General features: G+C 61.5%; 22 protein-coding genes. 14 read left to right on the plus strand and 8 right to left on the minus strand.

Annotation, left to right across the window (positions count from 1 at the left end):
- The first annotated feature begins 6 nt into the window (after positions 1-6).
- From U0029_RS02740 to U0029_RS02760, 5 genes are all read left to right on the plus strand, one after another.
- The gene (locus U0029_RS02740) at positions 7-831 is read left to right on the plus strand and encodes a cell division protein FtsQ/DivIB (protein WP_039051965.1); all 825 of its coding nucleotides are present in this window, start codon (positions 7-9) and stop codon (positions 829-831) included.
- 4 nt (positions 832-835) lie between these two features.
- Positions 836-2,062 (plus strand): cell division protein FtsA, encoded by a 1,227-nt coding sequence (gene ftsA / locus U0029_RS02745; RefSeq protein ID WP_114852776.1) that lies wholly within the window; start codon positions 836-838, stop codon positions 2,060-2,062.
- 182 nt (positions 2,063-2,244) lie between these two features.
- A complete protein-coding gene (ftsZ, locus tag U0029_RS02750; protein WP_012418514.1) occupies positions 2,245-3,429 on the plus strand; it encodes a cell division protein FtsZ in 1,185 nt (394 codons plus the stop codon).
- A gap of 248 nt (positions 3,430-3,677) precedes the next feature.
- Positions 3,678-4,601, plus strand: coding sequence for a UDP-3-O-acyl-N-acetylglucosamine deacetylase (gene lpxC / locus U0029_RS02755; protein WP_012418513.1), 924 nt, complete (start codon positions 3,678-3,680; stop codon positions 4,599-4,601).
- 74 nt (positions 4,602-4,675) lie between these two features.
- Positions 4,676-4,915: a hypothetical protein gene (locus tag U0029_RS02760; RefSeq protein WP_039051964.1), complete on the plus strand. Its 240-nt coding sequence runs from the start codon at positions 4,676-4,678 to the stop codon at positions 4,913-4,915.
- An 11-nt stretch (positions 4,916-4,926) separates the two neighbouring features.
- Here U0029_RS02760 and U0029_RS02765 read toward each other — a convergent pair whose 3' ends face one another.
- On the minus strand, positions 4,927-5,337 hold the full coding sequence (locus U0029_RS02765; RefSeq protein ID WP_012418511.1) for a flagellar hook-length control protein FliK: 411 nt from the start codon (positions 5,335-5,337) through the stop codon (positions 4,927-4,929).
- Between the two features lie 126 nt (positions 5,338-5,463).
- Between U0029_RS02765 and U0029_RS02770 the strand changes: the two genes are divergently transcribed.
- From U0029_RS02770 to U0029_RS02780, 3 genes are all read left to right on the plus strand, one after another.
- Positions 5,464-6,447, plus strand: a complete 984-nt coding sequence (locus U0029_RS02770; RefSeq protein ID WP_012418510.1) for a M23 family metallopeptidase — start codon at positions 5,464-5,466, stop codon at positions 6,445-6,447.
- Between the two features lie 145 nt (positions 6,448-6,592).
- Positions 6,593-9,325 carry a preprotein translocase subunit SecA gene (gene secA / locus U0029_RS02775; protein ID WP_114852775.1) on the plus strand — a complete coding sequence of 911 codons (2,733 nt, stop codon included), beginning with the start codon at positions 6,593-6,595 and terminating at the stop codon, positions 9,323-9,325.
- A gap of 2 nt (positions 9,326-9,327) precedes the next feature.
- A complete protein-coding gene (locus U0029_RS02780; protein ID WP_012418508.1) occupies positions 9,328-10,035 on the plus strand; it encodes a VOC family protein in 708 nt (235 codons plus the stop codon).
- A 191-nt stretch (positions 10,036-10,226) separates the two neighbouring features.
- Here U0029_RS02780 and U0029_RS02785 read toward each other — a convergent pair whose 3' ends face one another.
- Positions 10,227-10,751, minus strand: coding sequence for a cysteine dioxygenase family protein (locus U0029_RS02785; protein ID WP_012418507.1), 525 nt, complete (start codon positions 10,749-10,751; stop codon positions 10,227-10,229).
- Between the two features lie 220 nt (positions 10,752-10,971).
- On the opposite strand from U0029_RS02785, the gene U0029_RS02790 reads away from it, so the two are divergent.
- Together U0029_RS02790 and U0029_RS02795 are read left to right on the plus strand one after the other, a co-directional pair.
- Positions 10,972-11,430: an Lrp/AsnC family transcriptional regulator gene (locus tag U0029_RS02790; RefSeq protein WP_039051962.1), complete on the plus strand. Its 459-nt coding sequence runs from the start codon at positions 10,972-10,974 to the stop codon at positions 11,428-11,430.
- 161 nt (positions 11,431-11,591) lie between these two features.
- The gene (locus U0029_RS02795; protein ID WP_114852774.1) at positions 11,592-12,188 is read left to right on the plus strand and encodes a gamma-glutamylcyclotransferase; all 597 of its coding nucleotides are present in this window, start codon (positions 11,592-11,594) and stop codon (positions 12,186-12,188) included.
- Positions 12,189-12,197: 9 nt separating this feature from the next.
- Here the strand turns inward: U0029_RS02795 and pagP are convergent, their stop codons facing one another.
- The 4 genes from pagP to U0029_RS02815 form a co-directional block, all read right to left on the minus strand.
- Complete coding sequence (gene pagP, locus U0029_RS02800; protein WP_082011711.1) at positions 12,198-12,782, minus strand: lipid IV(A) palmitoyltransferase PagP; 585 nt, start codon at positions 12,780-12,782, stop codon at positions 12,198-12,200.
- Between the two features lie 280 nt (positions 12,783-13,062).
- Positions 13,063-14,535, minus strand: coding sequence for a magnesium transporter (gene mgtE / locus U0029_RS02805; RefSeq protein ID WP_012418503.1), 1,473 nt, complete (start codon positions 14,533-14,535; stop codon positions 13,063-13,065).
- Between the two features lie 12 nt (positions 14,536-14,547).
- Positions 14,548-14,952, minus strand: a complete 405-nt coding sequence (locus U0029_RS02810; protein ID WP_012418502.1) for an acyl-CoA thioesterase — start codon at positions 14,950-14,952, stop codon at positions 14,548-14,550.
- A gap of 80 nt (positions 14,953-15,032) precedes the next feature.
- A complete protein-coding gene (locus U0029_RS02815; protein WP_012418501.1) occupies positions 15,033-16,070 on the minus strand; it encodes a YeiH family protein in 1,038 nt (345 codons plus the stop codon).
- 105 nt (positions 16,071-16,175) lie between these two features.
- Between U0029_RS02815 and U0029_RS02820 the strand changes: the two genes are divergently transcribed.
- Positions 16,176-17,057: a LysR family transcriptional regulator gene (locus U0029_RS02820; RefSeq protein WP_039051961.1), complete on the plus strand. Its 882-nt coding sequence runs from the start codon at positions 16,176-16,178 to the stop codon at positions 17,055-17,057.
- 1 nt (position 17,058) lies between these two features.
- Here the strand turns inward: U0029_RS02820 and U0029_RS02825 are convergent, their stop codons facing one another.
- On the minus strand, positions 17,059-18,252 hold the full coding sequence (locus U0029_RS02825; RefSeq protein ID WP_012418499.1) for a M20 aminoacylase family protein: 1,194 nt from the start codon (positions 18,250-18,252) through the stop codon (positions 17,059-17,061).
- A gap of 78 nt (positions 18,253-18,330) precedes the next feature.
- Between U0029_RS02825 and U0029_RS02830 the strand changes: the two genes are divergently transcribed.
- Positions 18,331-20,016: an AMP-binding protein gene (locus tag U0029_RS02830; RefSeq protein WP_012418498.1), complete on the plus strand. Its 1,686-nt coding sequence runs from the start codon at positions 18,331-18,333 to the stop codon at positions 20,014-20,016.
- Positions 20,017-20,021: 5 nt separating this feature from the next.
- Here the strand turns inward: U0029_RS02830 and U0029_RS02835 are convergent, their stop codons facing one another.
- Positions 20,022-20,894, minus strand: a complete 873-nt coding sequence (locus U0029_RS02835) for an inositol monophosphatase family protein (protein ID WP_012418497.1) — start codon at positions 20,892-20,894, stop codon at positions 20,022-20,024.
- Positions 20,895-21,008: 114 nt separating this feature from the next.
- Between U0029_RS02835 and mnmC the strand changes: the two genes are divergently transcribed.
- Together mnmC and U0029_RS02845 are read left to right on the plus strand one after the other, a co-directional pair.
- Entirely contained in the window at positions 21,009-22,853 is a 1,845-nt protein-coding gene (mnmC, locus tag U0029_RS02840; RefSeq protein WP_114852773.1) for an FAD-dependent 5-carboxymethylaminomethyl-2-thiouridine(34) oxidoreductase MnmC, read from the plus strand.
- Between the two features lie 246 nt (positions 22,854-23,099).
- Positions 23,100-25,319 carry a glycoside hydrolase family 31 protein gene (locus U0029_RS02845; RefSeq protein ID WP_114852772.1) on the plus strand — a complete coding sequence of 740 codons (2,220 nt, stop codon included), beginning with the start codon at positions 23,100-23,102 and terminating at the stop codon, positions 25,317-25,319.
- The last annotated feature ends 159 nt before the right edge of the window (positions 25,320-25,478 follow it).

The raw sequence follows: 25,478 nt of genomic DNA on the forward strand, positions 1-25,478 counted from the left end.
AGTTCTGTGTGGAACGAGGCTCGTACCATCAACCTGGTCGCCAACACGCTAGCCGTGCTGGCGGTCGCCGCTTTGCTGCTTGCCGGCGTGGCGTGGGTGGCGCAGCGGCCGTATTTCAATCTGGCTGCCATCGAGCTCGAACCCATGCCGGAGAGCGAGCTGCACTATGTTTCGCCGGGCTCGGTGCGTTCGGCGATTGCCGGTCGTTTCAAGGGCAATTTCTTCACGATGGACCTGGACGATGCGCGCAAAGTGTTCGAGTCCGTGCCCTGGGTGCGTCATGCCACTGTGCGGCGCATCTGGCCGAACACCCTGCGCGTGCGGATCGAAGAGCAGCAGCCTCTGGCGCTGTGGAACGAAAACCAGATGATCAATACCTGGGGCGAGGCGTTCACGGCAAACACCGGCGAGCTGGACGACGAGGATACCTTGCCGCAATTCTCCGGACCGGAGGGTTCGGAGAGTCTCGTGGTGCAACGTTATGCGGAGCTGGCGCGCTGGTTCGCGCCGCTGGATCTGCATGTCCGAGAGCTGGAGTTGAGCCCGCGCTATGCCTGGAAGGCCGTGCTGTCCAATGGCATGACCCTGGATCTTGGCCGCGATCCGGGCGCGGATGCGCCGGATCCGCATGGCCTGCCTGGGGCACTGCCCTTTGCCGCCCGCATTCAACGTTTTGTACAAGTCTGGCCGGGGGTGATGAGCCACCTGGAAGGGCGCACCGTGACTGGCGCGGACCTGCGTTACCCGAATGGTTTCGCTCTGGCCCTTGCGCCCTTGCCGCCGTCCGAAAGCAAATCACATTCCAAATCGAAACCTGCCAAGAAAAATTGACGCCATGACTCGTGACATCAAGGACCTAATCGTCGCCCTCGATATCGGCACCAGCAAGGTGGTTGCGGTGGTGGCTGAAATCCTGCCCGAAGGCCGTTTCGAGGTACTCGGGCTGGGGCAGCACGAGTCGCGCGGCATGCGCAAAGGCGTCGTCGTCAATATCGAGACGACCGTCAACTCGATTCAGCGTGCGCTGGAAGAGGCCGAGCTGATGGCCGACTGCAAGATCCGTGATGTCTATACCGGCATCGCGGGCAGCCATATCCGCAGTTTCAACTCCAGCGGCATGGTTGCGGTCAAAGACAAAGAAGTCACCGCTACCGATGTGGCGCGCGTGATCGAGACCGCCAAGGCTGTCAACATTCCGACCGACCAGCAGGTGCTGCACGTCCTGACTCAGGAATTCATCGTCGATGGTCAGGAAGATATCCGAGAACCCATCGGCATGAGCGGTCTGCGCCTCGAAGTGCGCGTGCACATCGTCACTGGCGCGGTGAGTGCTGCGCAGAACATCGTCAAGTGCGTGCGCCGTTGCGGACTCGAAGTGCAGGACCTGATTCTGCAACCGCTGGCCTCCAGCCTTGCCTGCCTGACGCCTGACGAGAAAGAGTTGGGCGTGGTGCTGGTCGATATTGGCGGCGGCACGACGGATGTGGCGATCTATACCGGGGGGGCTATCCGTCATACGGCGGTCATCCCTATCGCGGGTGACCAGATCACCAACGACATCGCGGCCATGTTGCGCACGCCGACGCCGGATGCCGAAGAAATCAAGTTGCGTTACGGCGTGGCCAAACAGGTCATCGCCAGCCCGGATGAGACCGTGGAAGTGCCCGGATTGGGCGATCGCGGTTCACGTCAGGTCAAGCGCCAGGCGCTGGGGGCTGTGATCGAGCCGCGTGTCGAAGAGCTGTTCAACCTGGTGCAACAGGTCGTGCGTGATTCGGGCTACGAGGATCTGCTCTCGTCTGGTGTCGTGTTGACCGGCGGATCGGCGCAACTGCCTGGAATGATCGAACTGGCCGAGGACGTATTCCTCAAGCCGGTGCGTGTAGCGGTTCCCGAGTATGAGGGCAGCCTGGCGGACGTGATGCGTAACCCGCGCTTCTCGACCGTCATGGGGCTTTTGCAGGAAGCGCGCTTGCAGCGCGTGCGTGGCAGGAAGGTCGCCGCTCAGACGGGCAATTTCAAAAGCCTGCTGGCGCGGATGAAAGAGTGGTTCATGAATTGATTTCAGGGATGGGTGCGGGCCCATCCCTCGGCAATGGCCGTGCAGCCTGCGGCCTTTGTCGGGAGAGGGAACGCCTCAACCCCGTAGCGGATTGGCCAGCCAGTCAGTTGCGGAGTTGAGGCGGTTAAAGACAGGTTGTTGGGGATATTCTGGTTTGGAATTCGACTTGTGAGGGAGTCATCATGATGAACTTTGAGATGCTTGAGAGCAACGCCAAGGGGACCGTCATCAAGGTCGTAGGCGTTGGAGGCGCGGGCGGCAATGCTGTCGCGCATATGATTCGCAGTGGTGTCAGCGGCGTCGATTTCATTTGCGCCAACACTGATGCCCAGGCGTTGGCTGCAACCAATGCGCCGGTGCAAATCCGTCTGGGCCGTACCGGCCTGGGTGCTGGCGCCAAGCCGGAGCAGGGTCGCGCAGCCGCCGAAACGGCGCGTGAAGAAATTCGTGCTGCGCTGAATGGCGCGCATATGGTGTTCATCACCGCCGGTATGGGCGGCGGCACGGGCACGGGCGCGGGGCCGGTCGTGGCAGAAGTCGCCAAGGAACTGGGTATCCTGACGGTCGGCGTGGTGACCAAGCCCTTCATGTTTGAGGGCAACAAGCGCCTGAAAATGGCTGAAGAGGGCGTGGCTGAACTGGCCAAGCACGTGCATTCGCTCATCGTGGTTCTGAACGAGAACCTGTATGAGCTGATGGATGAGGACGCCACTCAGGAAGACTGCTTCAAGTCTGCCGACGATATCCTGCACAACGCCTGCGCGGGTATCGCTGAAATCATTAACGTCGAAGGTAATGTTAACGTTGACTTCGAAGACGTCAAAACCATCATGGGCGAGCAGGGTCAGGCCATGATGGGTACGGCCAGCGCCAGCGGCGCCGACCGCGCTCGCGTCGCTGCCGAGAAGGCGATTGCCTGCCCGCTGCTGGAAGGCGTGGACCTTCACGGTGCCCGTGGCGTGCTGGTCAACATTACTTCCGCTCGCTCGCTGAAGATGCGCGAAACGCGCGAAATCATGGAAACCATCCGTAGCTACGCTTCGGAAGATGCCACCGTGATTTTCGGCACCGCCTATGACGAGAGCATGGGTGAAAGCCTGCGCGTGACCGTTGTGGCCACCGGCCTGGGCCGCGCCACCGCACGTCCGCAGCTGGTGCAGACGGCTACCGAAGAGTTGCGCACGGGTACGGACAACCTGCCCGTGGGCGGTATGCTGGCCGGCCAGACTGGCGATTATCGTGGTCTGGATATGCCGTCCGTGATGCGCAATCCGCGTTCGCAGGCTTCGGCTCAGGTGCGCGCGCTGGAAAGCTCGGGTATGGATCATTTCGATATCCCGGCCTTTCTGCGCAAGCAAGCTGACTAAGCGTCTGACAGCGCCTTGCGGGGCGTAGCACTCCCTCGACACCCGCCTGCTTCCTCCCCTGGGCAGGCGGGTGATGGAGCCTTGTCGAATATCAACCAGAGAGGATGGGTCCCGGCGTGAATATTGCCCCTGCATGGCATCGCTTTGCCCTCGGGGTTACAATGGCACTATCAAGCTGACATACTTCCTGAACATAATCCCTGATGTTGAGGTTGTTGTCCTGGCTGGCTGGTCTAAAAGCACCAATTATGTTTCGACAGCGCACCATTCAAAATCTTGTCCGCACGACGGGCGTCGGTGTCCATTCCGGGCGTCGCGTCGAGTTGACTTTGCGTCCCGCACAGCCCAATACGGGTATTGTGTTTCATCGTGTCGACCTGCCTCAGGTGGTTGACCTGCCGGCCCAGGCGACGGGCGTGGGCGACACACGCATGGCCTCGGTATTGCAACAAGGCAATGTGCGCGTGTCCACGGTGGAGCATTTGATGTCCGCCCTTGCTGGACTGGGCATCGACAACCTGCATGTTGACCTGACGGCCGAAGAAGTGCCCATCATGGACGGCAGCGCAGCAACTTTCGTATACCTGCTGCGGTCAGCGGGCATCGTCGAGCAGAACGCCCCCAAGCATTTCATTCGCGTACTCAAGCCCATCGAGGTGCGTGAGGGGGAGGGTCGTAATGAAAAGTGGGCTCGTTTGGAGCCCCATGAAGGCTTCGCGCTGGCGTTTTCGATTGATTTCCGCCATCCGGCCATCGATTCCACCGCCAATTTCGCTGAAATCGACTTTGCCACGCACTCCTACGTGCGCGAAATCGCCCGTGCGCGCACCTTCGGTTTCGTCAATGAAGTCGAGGCCTTGCGATCCATGGGGCTGGCGCGTGGGGGCAGCCTCGATAACGCGATTGTGATGGACGAGTTCCGCGTCCTGAATAGTGACGGCCTGCGTTACGACGACGAGTTCGTCAAACACAAGATTCTGGACGCTATCGGTGACCTCTATCTGCTGGGCAAACCGCTGGTGGCCCGCTATGTCGCCCAGAAGTCCGGCCATGCCCTGAACAACCAATTGGCCCGCGCCTTGCTCGAGCAGCAGGACGCCTGGGAATTAGTCACTTACGAATCCCAGGCAGAGGCGCCGCAAGCTTTCCGCCACGAATGGAAGCTGGCCTGACCGGGCTTGGCCTAAGCGCGCGGATTCGTACTCGGAGGGGCCTGCATGGCCCCTTACCTTTTGAGCTTGGAGTCATGATGCGTTCGTTTTTCGCAGGGCTGGTTTTTCTGATGGTTCTGACCGGCTGTGCATCAGATCAATCTGAATCTATAAATGGGGTCAGTATTTCTGAAGCACCTGCCGCGCTCAATCGCGCCTTCAGTGATTTTGACGGTGTCGTGAACAGCATTAATCAGTCAATCAACCGTTCCTTGAACGATGACGGTGCTGCACAGCCCAAGCCCGCTTCAGCGGCGAGCCCCAAAAAGCAATAAACAGGGTCGAATTACTCGCTACGCTTGTGGTGACGCAACAGCCGCGCCACTGCATCGGCCAAGGGCCCTGGCGTAAGATTCTGCTGTAAGTCTTCAAATGCTTTCAGGGCCGTATCACCCAGCGGGACGGCTTCCTTCGGGGGGCGGGGTGAGCGTTGTCCTGGGCGCGGCATGCCAGCTTGAATGCGGACGCTAATTTCGTTAAGGTTCCAGCCTTGCGCAGACAGCGCCTGAGCAATGCGAGGGGCCATCTGACGCAGTTTGGCTGCATGCGCTGCCCCAGGAACCGCCAGTTGTAAACGCTGACTTTCCAGTTTGGCTACCACGCAGACAGCGCCCAAGGCGGGAGGCAGCACGGCTGCGACGGCCTGCTGAATTTGCAAATGCGCCCGTGCTGTCGCCAGAACGCCAGCGCCGCGCATATCGTGACCCAGCCAGCCCAGTGCGGTACGTTCGCCGGGTTTGTTGGCCAAGGAACGTGGGCGGTGTGAAGGTTGTCTATTCATGCCGTTCAATAATCATAGGATGCAACCTTGAAGGTAGTGATTATGCATGCCCGTTCAGGGCAAGACCGGCATTTCACCGTCGGCGGTGGGCGTCTGGTCTTGCTGATGGGGCTGGCCCTGATGGCCGCCGCCATGTTCGGCGCAGGCATGCAGCGTCTGCTGTTTGGTCAGGCGGCAGCGCCTTATGCGGTGGATTGGCCTTCTTATGCGCGCGCTCAGGCCAACCGAGATGCCGATTTCATGCGCGAGAACGTGAACATGCTGGCTTCCAAGGTGGGCATCTTGCAGGCCAAGCTGGCCAGCATCGACGGGCTGGGCCGCCGGGTGGCGGAGATCGCCGGCCTGAAGTACGCCGCGCCTGAGCAGATGATGGTCGCGCGGCCTCTTGACGAAGCGACTTACGTCATGGACGATCTGTTTACGGATCGCCAGCCACCCACACCCGAGTCGGCTGAAGCATTGGGCCGCCAACTGGACGATATCCAGACGCGCATGACAGAGCAGGCCGACAACTTGAAACTGCTGGATGCTGCGCTGACCAGTCACTCGGCCGAACAGGCGCGGGTGCCCACGGCGCTGCCCATCAAGGATTACCCCTATCTTAGCTCTTCCTATGGATGGCGGCGCAACCCGGTGACGGGACGTTACGCCATGCACGAAGGGCTGGATTTTTCCGCCCCGCCGGGCACCCCCATTCTGGCGGCTTCCGGCGGCGTGGTCTTGTTGGCCAAAGCCCAACCGGGCTACGGCAATATGGTGGAAATCGATCACGGCAATGGTTTGATCACCCGCTATGCCCACGCTTCGCGCCTGCTGGTGAAGGCAGGTGACGTCGTCGAGCGTGGTCAGGAAGTCGCCCGGGTCGGGTCTTCGGGCCGGTCAACAGGGCCGCATCTGCATTTTGAAGTGCGTCTGGCGGGCCAGCCGCTGGACCCTCGTTTGTTCCTGGGCACCCCTCAAGCTCAGGGATCTGTCGTCGCCCAAGCCCAGCAGGGCAAAGGCGCTGCCAACCCCGCTGCGCCATAAGACGTCTCAACGCAATCGCTGTGACGCTCCAGTGCGTTAAACTGGATTGTTTCCTAGCGGGAGCCCCCGCTTAACCAGACACAGAAAATATCGGCATGGGTGTGGCCGCCGCTGGCGCTGCGCTCTGTGGCCGTCCACGACACGCATGGTTTCTCTGCTCAAAAAACTCATCGGCAGCCGTAATGACAGGCTGCTCAAGCAGTACCGCAAGTTGGTCACTCAGATCAACAATCTTGAGCCGCAAATTGCCGCCCTTTCCGATGAGGCGCTGCAGGCCAAGACGCAGGAATTCCGTGACCGCCACGCCAAGGGAACCTCCCTGGATGACTTGCTGCCCGAAGCCTTTGCTGTCGTACGCGAGGCAGGCAAGCGCGTGTTCGGCATGCGCCACTTCGATGCGCAGTTGTTGGGCGGCATCGCGCTGCACAACGGCAAGATTGCAGAAATGCGCACTGGCGAGGGCAAGACGCTCATGGCCACCTTGCCCGTTTACCTGAACGCCATTGCGGCCAAGGGTGTCCACGTGGTGACGGTCAACGACTATCTGGCGCGCCGTGATGCGGACTGGATGGGCCGTCTGTACCGCTTCCTGGGCATGAGCACGGGTGTTGTCGTGCCGCAGCAGCCTAACGAAGAAAAGATTGCGGCTTATCGCGCCGACATCACCTATGGCACGAACAATGAGTTCGGCTTCGATTATCTGCGCGACAACATGGAGTACCGCGTCGAGGACCGCCGCCAGCGTGGGCTGGCTTACGCCATCGTCGACGAGGTGGACTCCATTCTGATCGACGAGGCCCGTACCCCGCTCATTATTTCGGGCCAGGCCGAGGACCATACTGAACTGTATGTGCGCATGAATGCCGTGCCGCCTCTGCTCAAACGTATGGCGGGCGAGCCCAAACCGCATGAGCCCGAGCCCGAAGGGGACTACTGGGTCGATGAAAAGAGCCAGCAGGTGCATTTGTCGGAGTCGGGGCATGAGAGCGCCGAGAAAATTCTGACGCGCCTGGGTATCTTGCCTGAAGGTGAGTCGCTCTACGATCCGCGTCATATCGCGCTGATGCACCACATGATGGTGGCTTTGCGCGCCCACACCCTGTTCTTCCTCGATCAGCAATATGTTATCCAAGACGGTGAAGTCGTCATTGTTGACGAGTTTACGGGCCGCCTGATGGCGGGCCGGCGCTGGTCCGATGGCTTGCACCAGGCTGTTGAAGCCAAGGAAGGCGTCAAGATCCAGCACGAGAATCAGACGCTGGCATCCATTACCTTCCAGAATTACTTCCGCATGTACGAGAAGCTCTCGGGCATGACGGGTACCGCTGACACCGAAGCTTATGAATTCCAGGAAATCTACTCTCTGGAAACGGTCATCATCCCGACCAACAAGCCGATGCAGCGCAAGGACCAGAACGATCAGGTCTTCCGGACTTCCCAAGAGAAGTACAACGCGATTCTTAATGACATCCGGGACTGCCATGAACGCGGCCAGCCCGTGCTGGTCGGTACGACGAGCATCGAAAACTCTGAATTGCTGTCCGGCCTGTTGAAAAAAGCCAAGCTGCCGCATGAGGTGCTCAATGCCAAGCAGCACGCCCGTGAGGCAGAGATCGTCGCCGAGGCCGGCAAGCCCGGGCACATCACGATCGCGACCAATATGGCGGGCCGGGGTACCGACATTGTCTTGGGCGGTAGTGTCGAAAAACAGATCGACCTGATCCGCGCGGATGAAAACCTGAGCGAGGCCGAAAAAACGGCCCGTATCGAGCGGGTGCGCCAGGAATGGAAGCCCTTGAACGAACAGGTGAAAGCGGCTGGCGGCCTGCGCATCATCGGTACTGAGCGCCATGAATCGCGCCGCATCGACAACCAGTTGCGCGGGCGTGCGGGCCGTCAGGGCGATCCGGGTTCTTCGCGCTTTTATCTGTCGCTGGAAGATCCGCTCATGCGTATCTTCGCGGGTGACCGTGTGCGCGCCATCATGGAGCGTCTGAAGCTGCCGGAAGGCGAACCTATCGAAGCGGGCATGGTGACGCGTTCGATCGAAACCGCGCAACGCAAGGTGGAAGGCCGCAACTTCGATATTCGCAAGCAGTTGCTTGAGTATGACGATGTCGCCAATGATCAGCGCAAAGTGCTGTATGCGCAGCGCAACGATGTGCTGGAAGCCAAGACCATCGGCGCCTCGGTCGAGAATCTGCGTGACGCCGCCGTGACGGAATTGTTCCGGGGGTTCGTCCCTGCCGAGTCGGTTGAGGAGCAGTGGGACATTGCCGGCTTGCAACAGGCTTTGGCGTCCGACTGGCAGTTGCAACTGCCGCTTGCCGAGATGGTCGAGGCCGAGCCCAATCTTACCGACGAAGAGCTGCTTGAGCGTGTCTTGCAAGCTGCCCGTGATACCTATCGCAGCAAGTCCGAGCTTGTGGGCGAGGAGTCCTGGGGGCAGTTTGAGCGCTCCATCATGTTGCAGTCCATCGATACGCACTGGCGCGAGCATCTGTCGGCGCTGGACTATCTGCGCCAGGGTATTCATCTGCGGGGTTACGCACAAAAAAATCCCAAGCAGGAATACAAGCGCGAGGCTTTTGAGCTGTTCTCGGGCATGCTGGACCGCATCCGCGATGATGTCGTGCGCGTGCTCATGACCGTGCGCGTGCAATCGACCGAGCAGGTTGCGCAGGCCGAAGCCGAGGCGGCGCAATCGCATGTGCAAAACGTGCAGTTCCACCATTCGGATTACGACGAAGCGCTTGCCAGCGAGGCCGCTGAGGCTCAGGAGCCGGTGCGCAATGTGTTGCCCAAGGTGGGCCGCAACGATGCTTGCCCTTGCGGCAGCGGCAAGAAGTACAAACAGTGCCACGGTAAGTTGACCTGATCATGCCGCGCACGGAGTTCGACCACGCTGTCATCATGGTGCGCGACCGTCTGGACGATCTCGCGCCTCATTATGAGCAACAGGGTTTTCATCTGAGCGACAAGTCGGTGCACAACCTCGGTTCGTGCAACCGGCTTATCGTGCTGGACGATACCTATATCGAGTTGCTGGGCTGGCCTCCGGGTGCGCCGCCTGCGCGCAAAGAGATCGCGGACTCGGCTCCGGGTCTGGAAGCCTTGGTGTTTCGTACCGATGACGCTGAAGCAAGCTATGAGCGCTTGCGTTCAGCGGGTTTCGCGGTCAACCCCGTTCAGGATCTGAGCCGTCCGGCGCAAGTGGGTGGCCGGGAGATCATGGCGCGATTTCATACGGTGCGTTTCGCCGAGCCGCCCATTCCTGGACTGCGCATGTATTTTTGCCGGCATCTCACGCCCGAGTGCGTTTGGGCGCCGGAGTTCATGAATCATCCTAATCAGACGCGCAGTCTTGCGCGTATTGACGTACGTTCGGCGAATGCGCAGGCACTGGCTGAACGTCTGGCCCTGGTGGCGGACGCCAGCATTCAGGCTCAGGAAGGGGGTTGGGATGTCGAATTGGCGAATCTGCGCATCCACGTCGTCCAGGATGATCAGGCCGTGCTGCCCCGATTAAGCACGCTGACGCTGGTTCGGCGTGACGGTTCCCGATACGAATTGGACACCGGCCTTTGACATCGATGCGGCGGCCCTCAGGCTTTGTCTGAGGGCCGTTTGGTTTGGGGGCGTGTCGGGGCGGAGGCCATCGGGGAGGGGCAATTGGCGCCAGCATGTTGCCGGGCTGCCCTTGAGAGGGCGCGAGGGGCAGTGCGAACGGGGACAGGCATCAATCGGAGGTCCGGGGCAAGCCCTAGCCTAGCCGGGCCTTAGCGGGCCTCTGTGTCGACGAGGATATTGACCCCGCAGCTCAGGTCGGCTTGAGGCACCCCATAGATGTGCAGAGAGATCGCGGTTTGTGGGTCGGCATTGCCAAGCTGGTGGATTTGTTGCAAGCCGGGCATGGCCGTGACGATGTCGCCAGGCAGGCGCTGCTTGCTTCCGGTTCGATCGGCATGGCCGTCATGCCAACGGAAATGGGTTTCAGTCAGTTGGCCTTGCAGCACTTGATAGGTGCACCAGGTTTTATGACCATGGACAGGGCTGAACTGGCCCTGACGCCAGATCAGATAGGCAATGGTGAAGCGGCCGTGAGGGTCGGCGTAGGCAATATGCCGGGTGTAGGAGTCCGCTTCGCCCGCTCGCAATGACTCAGGCAGATAGGCCAGCATGCCTTCGGTTGCCGCGACACCTGCGGCCAGGTCAGACAAGAGGTTGGCGGCGGCCTTCTGGGCTGCGCTGTCCACGATTCGGCAGAGATCGCCCAGGGCTGATGCGCGGTCGGTGAGGATCATGGTGAGGCCTTTGCAGGAACTGAAATGATGCGCTCTATCCTAGGGACGGACGGCGAGAAATACTTTGCAAAATCCTGGGGCGGCTCGAGGCTTTTTAGAAAACTATTCCTAGCGCGCCGGTATGCCGGTGGACGCGCATCGGGGGAAAGGGCAAGATAAGCGCCATCAAGCGCTAGGGCCCCGGTTTTGAGGGCCGCAGGCGGCATTCGGGGAAGGCGTCGTGGATCAGACGGACATCAAGATTCTGAACCTGCTTCAGCAGGACGCAAGCCGTTCGGTGGCGGAAATCGCCGAGCAGGTGAATTTGTCGGTCACGCCGTGTTGGCGGCGTATCCAGAAGCTCAAGGATGATGGCGTTATTGCGCGTAACACCATTCTGCTGGACCCGGCAGCGCTCGGCTTGAACCTCACGGTGTTCGTCACCATCAAAACCAGCCAGCACAACGCCAAATGGACCCAGGCCCTGATCGGCGCCGTGACCGCTTTGCCCAATGTGGTGGAGTTTCACCGCATGGCTGGCGATATTGATTACCTGTTGAAGGTCGTGGTCGAGGATATGGCCGCCTATGACCGCTTTTACCGGCGCTTGATCGAGGCGGTGGATCTGCTGGATGTGAGCGCGAGTTTCTCGATGGAAGTCATCAAAAGTACGACAGAATTACCTATCCCGGGGGTGTGAGGCTCGCTTTGAGAAAAAAATTCCAGTCTGGCTGGTTGCCGTAGATGTGATTTTTATTTCGACCCGCTGCATTCCCTCAGGTGGCAATGCTTTTGCGTTGCTGCGGGCTTAGGATAGCGATCATCTCTGACACGGCTAGCGGCCGTCACCTTGTTTGCATCATGATGTTGCTTCCCTCGGCAGACTCCCCTCAAGCTGCCTCGATAAACGATTTGTTGTTGGGCTGGGATGGTGAGAAAGACCTCTGGGTGTTTGCCTATGGTTCGCTGATCTGGCGGCCGAATTTCAGTTGGCAGGAACGGCGGTTGGCAACTGTGCGCGGCTATCATCGGTCGCTTTGCCTGTGGTCACATGATCATCGGGGTTCGCCCGATCTGCCGGGCCTGGTTTTCGGGCTGGACCGGGGCGGCTGTTGCCGCGGCGTGGCCTACCGTATTGCCGCCGCCGATGTGCTTCCGACTTTTGACATGCTCTGGCAGCGCGAGATGGTGCGCGGAGCTTATGTGCCCCGCTGGCTCAATTGTGAAACGGAAGCCGAAGCCGTACGCGATCTGGTGTTTTTACTGAATCGCCGCTGCGACGATTACGCTCAGGGGCTATCCGACGATTTGCTCTTGGATGCCGTAAGGCGAGCGGTTGGCCAGTCGGGACGCTGCCTGGATTACGTCGTGCAGACGGAGAGAGCATTGCGCGAAAGCGGCATCGATGATTGCCGCCTCGCCGAACTGGTGCGCAGGCTGGTGCACACCTCGCCTTGAAGGCGCGGTTCAGAAGTGCATACGCCCAAAGAGGAACAGCACGTTGCCGTTACCCCGGCCACCCGGGATATAGGTGGCGTAAAGCATGGCGTCTTTGTAGCCGGCGCCGACCAGCGGGAGAATGCCCGGAAACGGCACGTAGCTCATGATGTCTTGGCGGGCGGTCAGGAACACCGTGTAGCCCGCACCCAACCGGAAGTTTTCAGAAACCTTGCCGATTTTCAGAAAGCCATAACCGGCGATGGGTTCGACCTTGCTGTGCGAGTCCAGGAACGCCATGGCGTAAAGACCCTGCCAGTCTCCGTCTTCGTCATAGAGACTGCGGCCCCAGCCGCCGCCCCAGGCTTTCTCATTGAAGGAGCGGATTTTGCTGGCGCTGTACATGGATCGGTTATGCCAGGAGTAACCCGTGACATAGAGATCATTGCCGCCTTCGGTCCAGATCTGGTCAATACGGTTACATGCGGATTGCGCCCAGGAGGGCAGGCTTTCGCAGGCGTACGACAGCGTGGGTAAACAGAGCAGACAGCCGATAAAAAAATGGCGTAGACGGGGCAGGTAGATCACGGCAGCAGCATGACAAAAAAAAGACATGTCGCTGACTTTACACCGACATCTCCCAATGTGTTGATAGACCCCGCATTTTGCGATCCGAGGTCTATTGGCTGCCCAGGCGAGCGTAGCGATGGCCGGATGTGTGAGCCCTAACGCTGCGTTTGGCGGTCTCCGACACCTGGCGCCAGGTGTCGGAGACCGAACAGCCCAGGGGTAAGCGCTCCCGCTTGCGCGGGTACTTTGTCGGGGCTTTTTCAGTCATCCGGGATATATCGCCAACCTTGAAAAGACAGAGCCGGCTTTGTTGTGCAGCGCTTTTCTAAATAAGGAATAAGGTGGCTAGCCCGAGAAATATAAAGAAACCCAGCGAGTCGGTTGCAAAAGTAAGGAGTACCGAGGAACCGATTGCCGGATCTTTCCCGAAGCGGGCGCGCACCATGGGCACCAGCACGCCGACGCCTGCGCCGACCAGCATGTTGCAGATCATGGCGGCCATCATGACTAGTGCGATGGAGAGCGAATCGGAGATGGCCCAGGCGAAGGCTGCCGCCACCAGGCTGCCGCAGAGGCCCACCAGGAGCGTAACCAGCATTTCGCGCTTGATCAGTTGCCAGATATTGCGTCCAGTGATGCGGCCCACGGCCAGCGCGCGGATGATCATGGTCATGGTCTGATTACCCGAGTTGCCGCCGATACCGGCGACGATGGACATCAGGAAGGCCAGGATCACGATATGACTGACGGTGCCCTCGAAGCGTGAAGCCACGAAAGACGCGGTGGCTGCCGTACAGAGGTTGAATAACAGCCACGGCGCCCGGTTGCGCAACGCCATCGCTACCGGTGCGAAGATGTCCTCCTCTTGCAGGCCTGCCCGCGACAGCGCCTGTTCTTGCGAGTCTTCGCGCATCACGTCCACGACGTCCGCGATGGTGACGCGGCCGATCAGGCGGCCCTGGTCATCGGTGACCGGCGCGGAAACGAGGTCGTAGCGCTCGAAAGCGCCAGCTGCATCGGCGTCGGAGTCCAGCGGACCCAGGGTGAGGTAATCGATATTCATGACCGAACGCACTTCGGTCTCGGGTTCGCTGACCAGCAACACCGCGATGGGCAACACGCCTTGCAGTTTGTCCTGGCGGTCAACAACGAAAATCTGGTCGGTGTGGTCGGGGAGTTCGTGCAAGCGGCGCAGATAGCGCAGCACGACCTCCAGCGAGACATCTTCGCGCACGCGGACCATTTCGAAGTCCATGATGGCGCCGACGCTGTCTTCCGGATAGCCCATGGCCTCAAGCAGCTGGGCGCGCTCTTCTTCGGTGAGGCCTTTTTGCACCTCCGCGACCACGTCGGGCGGCAGATCCGGCGCGAGGTCGGCCAGCTCGTCTGCGTCCATATTGCCAGTGGCGGCCACCAGATCTTGGCGATCCATGGCCTGGATCAGCGATTCGCGGACCCAGTCTTCGACCTCCAGCAGCACATCGGCATCATGCTCGGCGCTGACCAGTTGCCAGACTTGCTGGCGCTCATCCTTGGGCAGCGATTCGAGAATGAAGGCGATATCTGCCGGGTGCAGCCGGTTGATCAGGGCTTGCAGTTCTGCCTGTTGCTGACGATGCAGCAGGTCTTCGACCAGGCCGGCCTTGCGATCACCCTGTTCCTGGCGATGAACGAGATCGGACACGACTTGCTGGCGGCGTAGGCGCTCCTGGACTTCTTCCAGCGCGTGCTGGGCGTCTTCAGGGTCCAGGCGGCGAGGCGTCGCGGGGGTTTTTTGCGCGGCGGCGGACTGCGTCATGCGAATCTGGACTCAAAGAGTGGGCAGCGGGCGACTGCGGCGGGCATCGTCGGTGGCGACATAGGTGAGCGTGGCGTCGGTGACTTTGACCACTTCGGCGTCCAGCCGCTGCCGTTGGGCATAGACCTCGACTTCGACAGTGACCGAAGTGTTGCCGGTTTTGACGATCTGGGCGTAGAAGCTGAGCAGGTCTCCGACGAAAACGGGCTGCTTGAACTGGAAGGCGTTGACCGCAACCGTGGCGACACGGCCAGCGGCGCGGCGTGCGGCCGGAATGGAGCCTGCGATATCAACCTGCGCCATGATCCAGCCGCCGAATACATCGCCATGGATATTGGCGTCGGCCGGCATCGGCATTACGCGTAGGACAGGCTCCCGGCCAACGGGCAAGGTGGTGGATTGCAGTTTGGTCGTCATGGCCGGCTCCTGATGGCGAACCGGCCGATTATGCAGGAAAAACGTGACCTAGGCGTGTTTCATGCTTTTCGGATGGCGTCTCAGGCGACCAGCTTGACGATGCCATAGCCTCCAAATAACAGCCAGACATAGAGAACAAGGCCCAATGCCAGTACGCGCGGGCCAGCTTTGCGGATTTGCGCGAAGCGGGTTTCGATGCCGAGTGCAGTCATGGCCATGGTCAGCAGGAACACATCAATACGGCGGATAGCATCGATCAGGCTGGCTGGCAGGATGTCCAGGGAGTTGATGATGGCCAGGGCTAGAAAGCCGATGGCGAACCAGGGCACGGGCAGTGTTCCGCGGCCTTGCGAGGGCGTGTCTTTGGCGCGGCTGCGCAGCCACAGGCCTAGCGCCAGCAGCACCGGCACCAGCAGCGCGACCCGAGTCATTTTGACGATGGTGGCGACTTCCGTGGTGGCGGGGTCGATGTTGCTGGCGGCGCCGACAACCTGCGCGACTTCATGGATGGTGCCGCCGATATAGATGCCCAGCGCCTGCGTGTCCAGCGACAGCCAGCCCGCATGATAGGCCAGCGGATAAAGAAACATGGACAAGGTGCCGAAGAGCACGACGGTGGCGACGGCGACCGCGCTCTTGTGGGGGGCGGCGCGCAGCGTGGGTTCGAAGGCCAGCACGGCCGCCGCGCCGCAGATGGCGCTGCCTGCGGAGGTGAGCAGGGCGGTGTCGCGGTCCAGGCCGAGCAGGCGCTGGCCGACCACGGCGCCGATCAGCAGGGTGCCGACAACGATTGCCACGGATACGGCCAGGCCAGGCAGACCGACCGCAGCAATCTGCTGGATGCTGATGTTCAGGCCATAGAAGGCGACGGCGATTCGCAGCAGGCGCCGGGCCGTGAAGTTGACCCCCACGCCCCAGTCCACGGGCATGGCGCCGCGCAGAAAGTTGCCATACAGCATGCCGCAGACGATGCCGACAACGAGCGGCGAGAAGCCCAGTTGTTTGATGGCGGGGAGGCTGGAGAGCTGAACGACAGCCCCGGCCATGAGGGCGACAAAGAGCACGCCGTTGAGTTTGTCGCGCCAGGGGGTGGGCGCGGGCAAGGGGAGGGCAGACATGTTTTTCGAATAGACAAATAACTGGTGGAAATATTACGGCCTTGCTAACTATCTGAAAAATCTTTATTTTCTATATTTAATATAAGAATTTCCGATAATTATCTTGTGACACCTGATCAACTACTGAGTTTTGCCTGCGTCGCCGACCTCGGCAATATCAGCCGCGCCGCCCAGCAACTGCATCTTTCTCAGCCGGCCTTGTCGGGGCAGCTGCGCATGTTGCAGGAGTGGTTTGGCGAGCCGCTATATCGCCGCAATGGCCATGGCATTGCCTTGACCGAGGCGGGCGAGCGTCTGGCCACGCATGCCCGCCAACTACGCCAGGTTTATGGTCAGGCGCAGGCGATGCGCGATGCTTGGCGGGGCCTGGAAACCGGTTCTTTACGCCTGGGCGGCAGTACGACGCCTGCCAGCTACCTGCTGCCCGCCCTGGTGGCGCGTTTTCGGGCAGACTATCCTTCGGTCAGCCTGCATTTGTCAGATGGGAATACCCGTCAGATCGTAGAGCGTCTGGCGACCCTGGATCTCGCCTTTATCGAGGGTGAAGTGCCGGCAGGGCTGCCTGCTGATGCCGAGGTTCATGCCTGGCGGCGTGATGAAGTGGTGGCCATCGTGCGGGCCGATCATGCGCTGGCGCGCAGCGGGACGGCGCGGCTCGATGAGCTGGCCGCTTTGCCGTTGGTCATGCGTGAGCCCGGTTCGGGTGTGCGGCAACTGGTCGAGCAGGCTTTCGGGCGCGCGGGTTTGCCGGTGCTCGCCGGGCTGGAGCTCGCCGGGGTGGAGGGGGTGAAGCAGGCGGTGCGCGCCGGCTTGGGCGTGGGTTTTGTATCGGTGATGTCGATGCGCCACGAAGACGGCACGCTGGCCGCGCTGCGCATCGCGCCCGAACCCCTGGCTCGAACGCTCAGCATTCTGGTGCCGCACGCTCAGGCTTGCTCGCGTGCGGCGCGGCGCTTTCTGGCGGCCTGTCAGGCCGCCGTGGAGTAGCTCAGGCGGCCAGCCACTTCAATGCCAGCTGACTCCAGTAGGTGGCGCCCAGCGGGATCAGTGCGTCATTGAAGTCGTAGCTGCCGTTGTGCAGCATGCAGGGGCCCGCGCCGTGACCGGCATCACGATGATCGCCGCTGCCGTTGCCGATCCAGACATAACAGCCGGGCTTTTCTTGGAGCATGAAGGCGAAATCTTCGGCGCCCATCGTGGGCGTGACTTTGTCGAAGACGTTGTCGGCGCCGACGATGTCGCGCATGACCTCCACCGCGAAGGCGGTTTCGGCCGGATGATTGACCGTGGGCGGATAGTTGCGCTTGAACTCGAAGATGACGTCGCAATTCAGGGCGGCGCAGGTGTGGAGCGAGATTTCTTCCATGCGCCGCTCGATGAGATCGAGCGTTTCCGTGGTGAAGGTGCGCACGGTGCCGCGCATCTCGGCGTCGTTGGGCACGACATTATCGGCGCTGCCGGAGTGAATCTGCGTGATGGATAGCACGGCGGCTTCGAGGGGGGGGCGGTTGCGCGTGATGATGGTCTGCAGACTTTGTGCCAGTTGCACTGCGGTCATGACCGGGTCCACACCGAGATGTGGCATAGCGGCATGCGCGCCCTTGCCGGTGATGCGAATCGAGAACTCGCTGGCTGATGCCATGATGGGCCCGGCCGTGACGCCGAACTGGCCGGCTTTCATGCCGGGCCAGTTGTGCATGCCGAATACCGCGTCCATCGGGAAGCGGGTGAAAAGACCGTCATCGATCATGCGCTTGGCGCCGCCGCCGCCCTCTTCGGCGGGCTGGAAAATGACGTAAACGGTGCCTGCGAAATCACGGTGCTGCGAGAGGTAGCGCGCCGCGCCGAGCAGCATGGCGGTATGGCCGTCATGGCCGCAGGCATGCATCTTGCCCGTATGTTTGCTGGCGTGCGAGAAGGTGTTGACCTCCTGCATGGGCAGGGCATCCATGTCGGCGCGCAGACCCAGGGCGCGCGTACCGGGCAGCTTGCCCTTGATGATGCCCACCACGCCGGTGCCGCCCAGGCCACGGTCAATCTCGATGCCCCATTCCTGCAAGCGTTGCGCCACCAGATCGGCGGTGCGGAACTCTTGATAGGCGAGTTCCGGATGTGCATGGATATCGCGCCGGAGCCCGGCAATTTCTTCGTGCCAGATTGAGATAGGTTCGAGGATTTTCATGCGGAAATCTCTATGTGTGAGCCGGAACTCTTGCAGGGTATCATCAAACAAAAAACAAACTAAATGGAGACAAACACCATGTCGCGTCCGTGGCTTGCGCATTATCCGCCGAGCGTGCCCACAGAAATATCCACCGGGGCTTACCGCTCGCTGACGCATCTGCTGGACGAGGCTTTTCAGCGTCATGCCGACCGGATTGCCTGCACCGCCATGGGCAGCGACATTCTTTATCGTCAGATCGATCTGTGGGCGCGTAGCTTTGCCGCCTGGTTGCAATCGCGCGGCCTGGAGCGCGGCAGCCGTGTCGCCTTGATGATGCCGAATGTGCCGGCCTATCTTGTCGCCTTGCTCGGGGTATTTCGTGCCGGCATGGTGGTGGTCAATATCAACCCCTTATACAAACCTGATGAACTACAGCATCAGTTGGCCGACAGCGGTGCCGAAACCATCGTCATTCTGGAAAATTTCGCGGCGACGCTGGCGGCGGTGAGCGAGCGCGGGCAACTCAAGCATGTGGTCGTGGTCGGCCCTGGTGATCTGCTGGGTGGCCTGAAGGCGCCGCTGGTGAATTTTGCGGCGCGTCATATCAAGCGGCTGGTGCCGGCATGGCGGATCGATGGGGCTTGCGCATTGACGCAGGCGCTGCATGAGGGCGCGCAGCGGCCGTTCGCCGCGCCCGAGCAGGCCATGAGTGATCTGGCGGTGCTGCAATACACGGGCGGCACGACCGGCGTGCCCAAGGGGGCCATGCTTTCGCACGGTAATCTGGTGGCGAATGTGTTGCAGGTGGGCGCCGTGGCGCGCCCGGCGCTGGGCGCGCCAGACGGTCCGCCGCTCACGATGCTCAGCGCGCTGCCGCTGTATCACGTCTTTGCATTGACCGTTTGCGGTTTGTTTGGCATGTATGCGGGCATGCGTAATCTGCTCATTATCAATCCGCGTGATCAGGCGGCGCTGATTTCGGCATGGCGGCGCGTGCCCGTCAATGTCTTTCCCGGCGTCAACACCTTGTTCAATGCGTTGACCGACAACCCGGGATTTATCCGGCTGGACTTTTCCGGTCTGCGCTTGACGCTGGGCGGCGGCATGGCCGTGCATCCTTCGGTGGCCGAGCGTTGGCTTCAGATTACCGGGCGTCCCTTGATCGAGGGCTATGGCCTGTCTGAGACGTCGCCGGTCGCCACGGTGAATCCGACGGACTCTGCGGCTTACTCAGGTTCTATCGGGCAGCCTCTGCCGTCGACCGATGTGGCGATTCTGGATGACGCGGGCGCCGAGCTGCCATTGGGTGAGCGTGGCGAAGTGGCCGTACGCGGGCCTCAAGTCATGCTGGGGTATTGGCGCAGGCCCGAAGAAACCCGCCAGTCCATGACGGCGGAGGGTTTTTTCCGCACGGGTGACATTGGCATCATGGATGAGCGGGGTTATACCCGTATCGTGGATCGCAAAAAAGATATGATCATCGTATCGGGCTTCAAGGTTTACCCGAACGAGGTGGAGACCGTGATCAGCGCCTGCCCCGGCGTTCGGGAGTGTGCGGTGGTTGGGGTGCCCGATGCGAACTCGGGCGAGATGGTCCGCGCCTATGTCGTCAGGAGTCACCCCGGCTTGACGGAGGCGGATATTCTCAAATGGTGCGAAACCCGCTTGACCAACTACAAGCGGCCTCGCGCCATCGTGTTTCGGACGGAATTGCCCAAGAGCAATGTAGGCAAGATACTGCGCCGCGAGTTGCGCGATGAGGCTGCGCCGCCCGCGGCCTGAGCGGGTCAGCCGCGCGGCTTGAGGTGAGGGCGGATCATGTCGTGCAGCGCCGCGCAGACAACCGGGTTGCCCGACACGACACGCCCGGCGACGGGCCAGGGGTCTCGGCTGTCCATGTCGAGGCAGACGCCGCCTGCTTCGCGCACGAGCAGCGTACCGGCCGCGACGTCCCACGGGGCCAGCCCCATTTCCCAATAGCCGTCGTAGCGGCCGCAGGCGACCCAGGCCAGATCCAGCGCGGCCGCGCCCATGCGGCGCACGCCACGGGAGTGATGGATGGCGTAGTCCAGCGTGGGCATGTATTCCGGCTCGAAGGAGAAGTCGCGGAAGGGGAAGCCGGTGGCTACCACCGAGTCGGCCAGGCTCGGCGTGCGTGAGCAGGCGATGCGGCGGCCATTGAGCCAGGAGCCCACGCCATACACGCCGGTGAAGAGCTCTTCGCGGTTAGGGTCGTAGACCACACCGATGACAGGCGTATCTTCTTCGAGCGCGGCGCCGGGCGCGGCCTGGGTGCCGGCATGGGCCACCAGCGCGATGGACACCGCGTAGTGCGGAATGCCGCTGAGAAAATTGGTGGTGCCGTCTAGCGGGTCGATATACCAGGTGGCGGGGCCCTGTGCCGCGCCGCCTGTTTCCTCGGCGACAATACCGTAGGCAGGGCTGCGTTCACGAAGGACTTCCAGGATGGCGGCTTCGGCTTCGCGGTCGGCCTGAGACACCAGATCGTTGCGCGCCTTGTGATCGATGATGAGATCGCTGCGGTGGTGCGCATAAGACTGCAAGATGGCGGCGCCGGCATGTGCGGCGGTGACAGCGATGTCGATGGCGGTGCCGAGATCCAGCATCGCTTTGTGGGAGAGAGGCTCTGAGCTTTGCATGGCAGCAGTGTAAGCCTGCCCAATCGGGCAGCCGGTTTTTCATAACAATTTAATCTTTTGGCGTGGCTTGCGTCCAACGGACTCGTAGAGCCGGGGTGGCGAGCTGCGAATGCAATGTCTAGTGCTTACCAACCCTTGACGCCCGCCTTGACGGAAGTGAACGAGGCGGGTCATCTGGCCAGCCGTCAGTACGGCGATGTCTACAACAGCCCTGCCGATGCCTACGGTCAGGCGGTGGACGTATTTCTGCATGGCAACGACTTGCCGCAGCGCTGGCGTGGGCGCCGCCATTTCACGGTATGTGAAACCGGTTTTGGCCTGGGCACGAATTTTCTGGCCTTGTGGCGGGCCTGGCGGGAAGATCCGGGGCGCTGCGGGCGTTTGCATATGCTGTCCATTGAGGGGCATCCGCTTACGCGCGAGGCCTACGAGGCGGTGCTCGATACCCAGGTTCCCGAGCCGCTGCGCGCAGGGGCGCGTGAGCTGCTTGCCCAATGGCCTAAGCTCTTGCCAGGTCTGCACCGGCTCGAGTTTGAGCATGGCGCCGTTACGTTGACGCTGGCTTTGGGCGATATCGGCCAGGTGGCGCCCCGCTTGAGCGCCTGCGTGGATGCTTTTTTCCTGGATGGTTTCGCGCCGAGCAAAAACCCGGCCATGTGGGATACCTATGTGCTGCGCCGCCTCCTGCGTCTGGGGGCAGCTGACGCCACGCTCGCTACCTGGACCAGCGCGGGTTTTGTGCGCCGGGGTTTGCAGGAGGCGGGTTTCGATATTCAGCGCCTGACGGGCGCGCGCGGCAAACGCCATATCACGGTGGGACGCCGTTCTGCCTGGGCGGGTAAACATGCGCCGCGTCGGACCGATGCGCCAGATGCGCCCGTGTTGGTCGTGGGGGCGGGGCTGGCGGGTGCGGGCATGGCTCAGGCACTGGCGTTGCGCGGCCTGTCAGTGCGTGTGATCGCCGAGTCGGCGCAGCCCCATGGCGGTCATCTTGCCGCGGCGCTCACGCCTCTGGTGGCCCGCGATGACAATGCGCGGGCGCGCTTGGCGCGGGCCGGAAGCCAGCGTGCATGGCATCGTTGGCAGGGGCTGGATGCTGTGCGTAAGGTGGGCGCCTTGCAGCTCGAGCGCGACGCCGGCCGCAGCGCTGCACTGGCCGACACGCTGGCGGCGCTCCACTTTCCCCGTGACTGGGTGCGTTGGGTCGAATCTGATGAGGCAGAGCAACTGGCGGGTCTGCCTGTTGCGCGGGGAGGCCTGTACTTTGCCGATGGCCTGCTGGTGCGTCCGCAGCCGTTGATTGACGCCTTGTTGGCTTGGCCGGGCATCGAGCGCGTGCGGGGGCGGGTAAGCAGGCTGGTGCAGTGCTCGGCCGGGCAGTGGCAGGCGCTGGACGCCCTGGGCCAGGTTCTGGGCGAGGCGCGGCAGGTCGTGCTGGCCAATGCGGCGGGGGCTCCTCTGGTGCTGGAGGCGAGCGGTTTACTGGGTCCGCTGCCGCGTGTGGCGCAGATGCATGCGTTAGCGGGTGAGGTGTCGCATGTGCCGGCGGCGGCCCTCGGAGGGGGGCCGCACTGCATGATCGGGGGGGAGGGCTATGTGCTGCCCGCGGTGGATGGCTGGTGCGTGGTGGGCAGTACCTATGCGCCCGGCGTGGCGCAAAGCGAGGTTAGTCTGGCCGGGCAGCAGCGCAATCTGGAGAAGGCGGCGGGTCTGCTGGGCGCGCCGCTGGACGCTGTGGCGGGGCCGTTGCCGGGTTGGGCCGGCTGGCGTGCGGTGATGCCGGGCCGTCTGCCGGTGTTGGGTGAACTGCCTGGGGTCAGCGGGGTGTGGCTGGCCAGCGCTTATGGTTCTCGCGGCTTGAGTTGGTCTGCCCTGGCCGGCGATGTTATCGCCGCCCGTCTGTGCGGCGAGCCTTTACCTCTGGAAACCGATTTGCTGGCTTCCGTCGGGCCACGTTGATTTTTTTGTATGTCGTTATTTGGTGGAAAATGCACGCTTTTGATCGATTTTTATCGGCTTTTTGCGCTCAAGTCCGGCAACGGCGCGTAGAGTTGAACTGTGCTTGATTCCGCGTTTGAAGACGAATAATGGCGCCTCGCAGGATGGGTCATGAAGGCCAAATAAGGGACCGAGTTTATTTCGGGGGCCAAATCCGTCAAAATAACGACTTTTATTGGTTTTTTGGCTAAAGCCGGGGGATGCTCTGTGCCGCCGAAGTACGACTTTGCTCATACTAACCAGCTCGAAACCGTCGAGTTGCTGACATCCCGCCCCACCCGTATCGACTTTGACGCGGGCGATGGCCTGCATCTGGTGCTGGAGGCCCATGCGCCGGGCGTGTTTCGTCTGCGCTGTGGTCAAGCGGGCCTGTTGACGGATGACAAGCCTGGCGCGCGCGCCGTGGCGGAAATGCTGCTCGCTCGCCAGGAAGCGGTGGGCGAGGCCACGATTACGCCCCGTGAAGGCGCCGACGGTTGGCGCATCACGCAGGGCGATGTGTCGCTGGATTTGAGCACCGATCCTTTGCGGGTCACGCTTTATCGCGGCGATGTCGAGGTGCTGAGCTCCTCGCTCTCGCCGCATAACCCGCCGTTCGGGCATAACGCGCTGGACGACGCTGAACAGGCTGTCTGGACGGCCGGCTTCGCCCTGCGCGAAGGCGAGGCCGTCTACGGTCTGGGTGAGACCTCGGGAGATTTGAACCGCCGCGAGGAAGCCGTGGTCTCGGATGATCCGGAACACCGCGCGCTGCCGCTCGCCTGGAGCCCGCGGGGTTGGGGTATTTACGCCAACACCCTACGCCGTGTCGAGCATAGCGTTGGGGTGTCGCCCGATGAGGGCAGCTATGTCCTGACGGTCGATGATCCCGTCCTGGATGTGTTTCTGTTTGCGGGCGAACCCGGCGAAATCCTGAATCAGTACTCGGCACTGACGGGACGCGCAGGTCAGCCCGTGCTGTGGGCCATGGGAACATGGTTGCAGCAGGCTGCTGGCCAGATGCCGACGGAAACCGTTGCGCTGGTCGAGGAGTTCCGTTCGCGTCAGGTGCCGCTGGACGCCGTGTCCCTGGCATTGCCGGCGGCTTGGGGCTTCCAGTCAGACAAGCTTGGTATGGAATGGGATGCCCGGCGCTTTCCTGATGCGCGTCAGGCGCTGGCGCTGTTCCATAAGTTGCATGTGCATGTGGCCGGTCATAGCTTTCCGGCCGTGCTCAAGCACGCGCCACTCTTCGAAGAGCTGGAAGATAGAGGCTGGCTGCTGACACGTGACGATGGCAGCGCCCAGGTTTTTGACGGGAATGCCGCGACACTGGGCCAGCCTTATGGCTTGCTGGATTTGACTTATCGCGATGCCTACACCCTCTGGGTGGAACGCCATCGTCAACTGGTCGATGACGGCCTGGACACGCCGGCCTGCAATGCGCAGATCGCAATCCCCGATGCGGTGTCTGCGCGCAATGGCGAGACGGGTCCGGCGCTGCGCACGATGTATCCGCTTTTGGCCCGACGCGCCCTGTTTGACGCGGTCGCAGGGCAGAAAGTACCGCCCGAAGGCGTGGTGCCCAGCACCGATCTTTTTCCTGCCGCACAGCGGCTGCCCTGGCAGGTCGGGCCGCAGGTGAGCAATGATTGGGACGGCTTGCAACACAGTTTGCGCACGGCCTTGTCCATCGGCGCGAGTGGCCTGCCCGTGCAGGTGCATAACTTGGGTTCGGCAACCGGCAGCCTTGAAAACATGACGGCCGAGCTTTATCTGCGCTGGCTGGCCGCCAATGTGTTTTCCGCCAATTTCAGTTTCCAGGGTGTGCCGGGGCTGTTGCCCTGGGATTTTGGCGAAGAGACTTTGTCCCATGTGCAAATCTGGATGCAATGGCGCTATCGCCTGATTCCTTATGTGCTGGGGGCAATCGAGGACGCCGCGCGTACCGGCTTGCCGGTGCAGCGCTCGATGGCCATGGCTTTCCCCAATGACCCGGAGGCGCATGCCTGGGATCTGCAATACCTGCTGGGCCCTGCCCTGTTGGTGGCGCCCATTGTGCAGCCCGGCAATCAGATGCGGGTCTATCTGCCCAAGGGCGAAGCCTGGTGGGATATGAATACTGGTCATCGCTATGAAGGCGGCACGACCTGGACGCTGGACTGCGGTTTGAATCAGTTGCCGGTGTTTGGCCGTGAAGGGCATATGCTTTGCCTGGGGCCGGCGGCGCAGCATACGGGCGAGTTCAATTCGGCTCGTATCCTTGACGAAGTCTGGATGTTTGGCATGCCGGTGCACAACCCGGTTGTCATGCGGAATAAAATCCGTGTGATGCAGATGCAGGGCTCCAGCTATATCAAGGGGCTGGAAGGTCTGCGTATCCTGCCCTCCGAAGGGCTGGAAGTGAAGCGGCGCGGCGCTGAAGTGCGCATTTCCCGCGCCCGTTGACTTGAGCCGGCCCCGGACTGACAGGATCAGTCCGGGGCATGCCTCCGGTTGTCCCTGGCGTTTTCCTGATGCCTCTCTTCTGACCCGATTCGCGCGGCGCGCGTGTCGGGTCTGAGTCCTTTTATATAACTAATAGTTATTAAAAGAGGAATAAACTGT

The sequence above is a fragment of the Bordetella avium genome (assembly GCF_034424645.1).
Classification (GTDB): Bacteria; Pseudomonadota; Gammaproteobacteria; order Burkholderiales; family Burkholderiaceae_B; genus Bordetella; species Bordetella avium.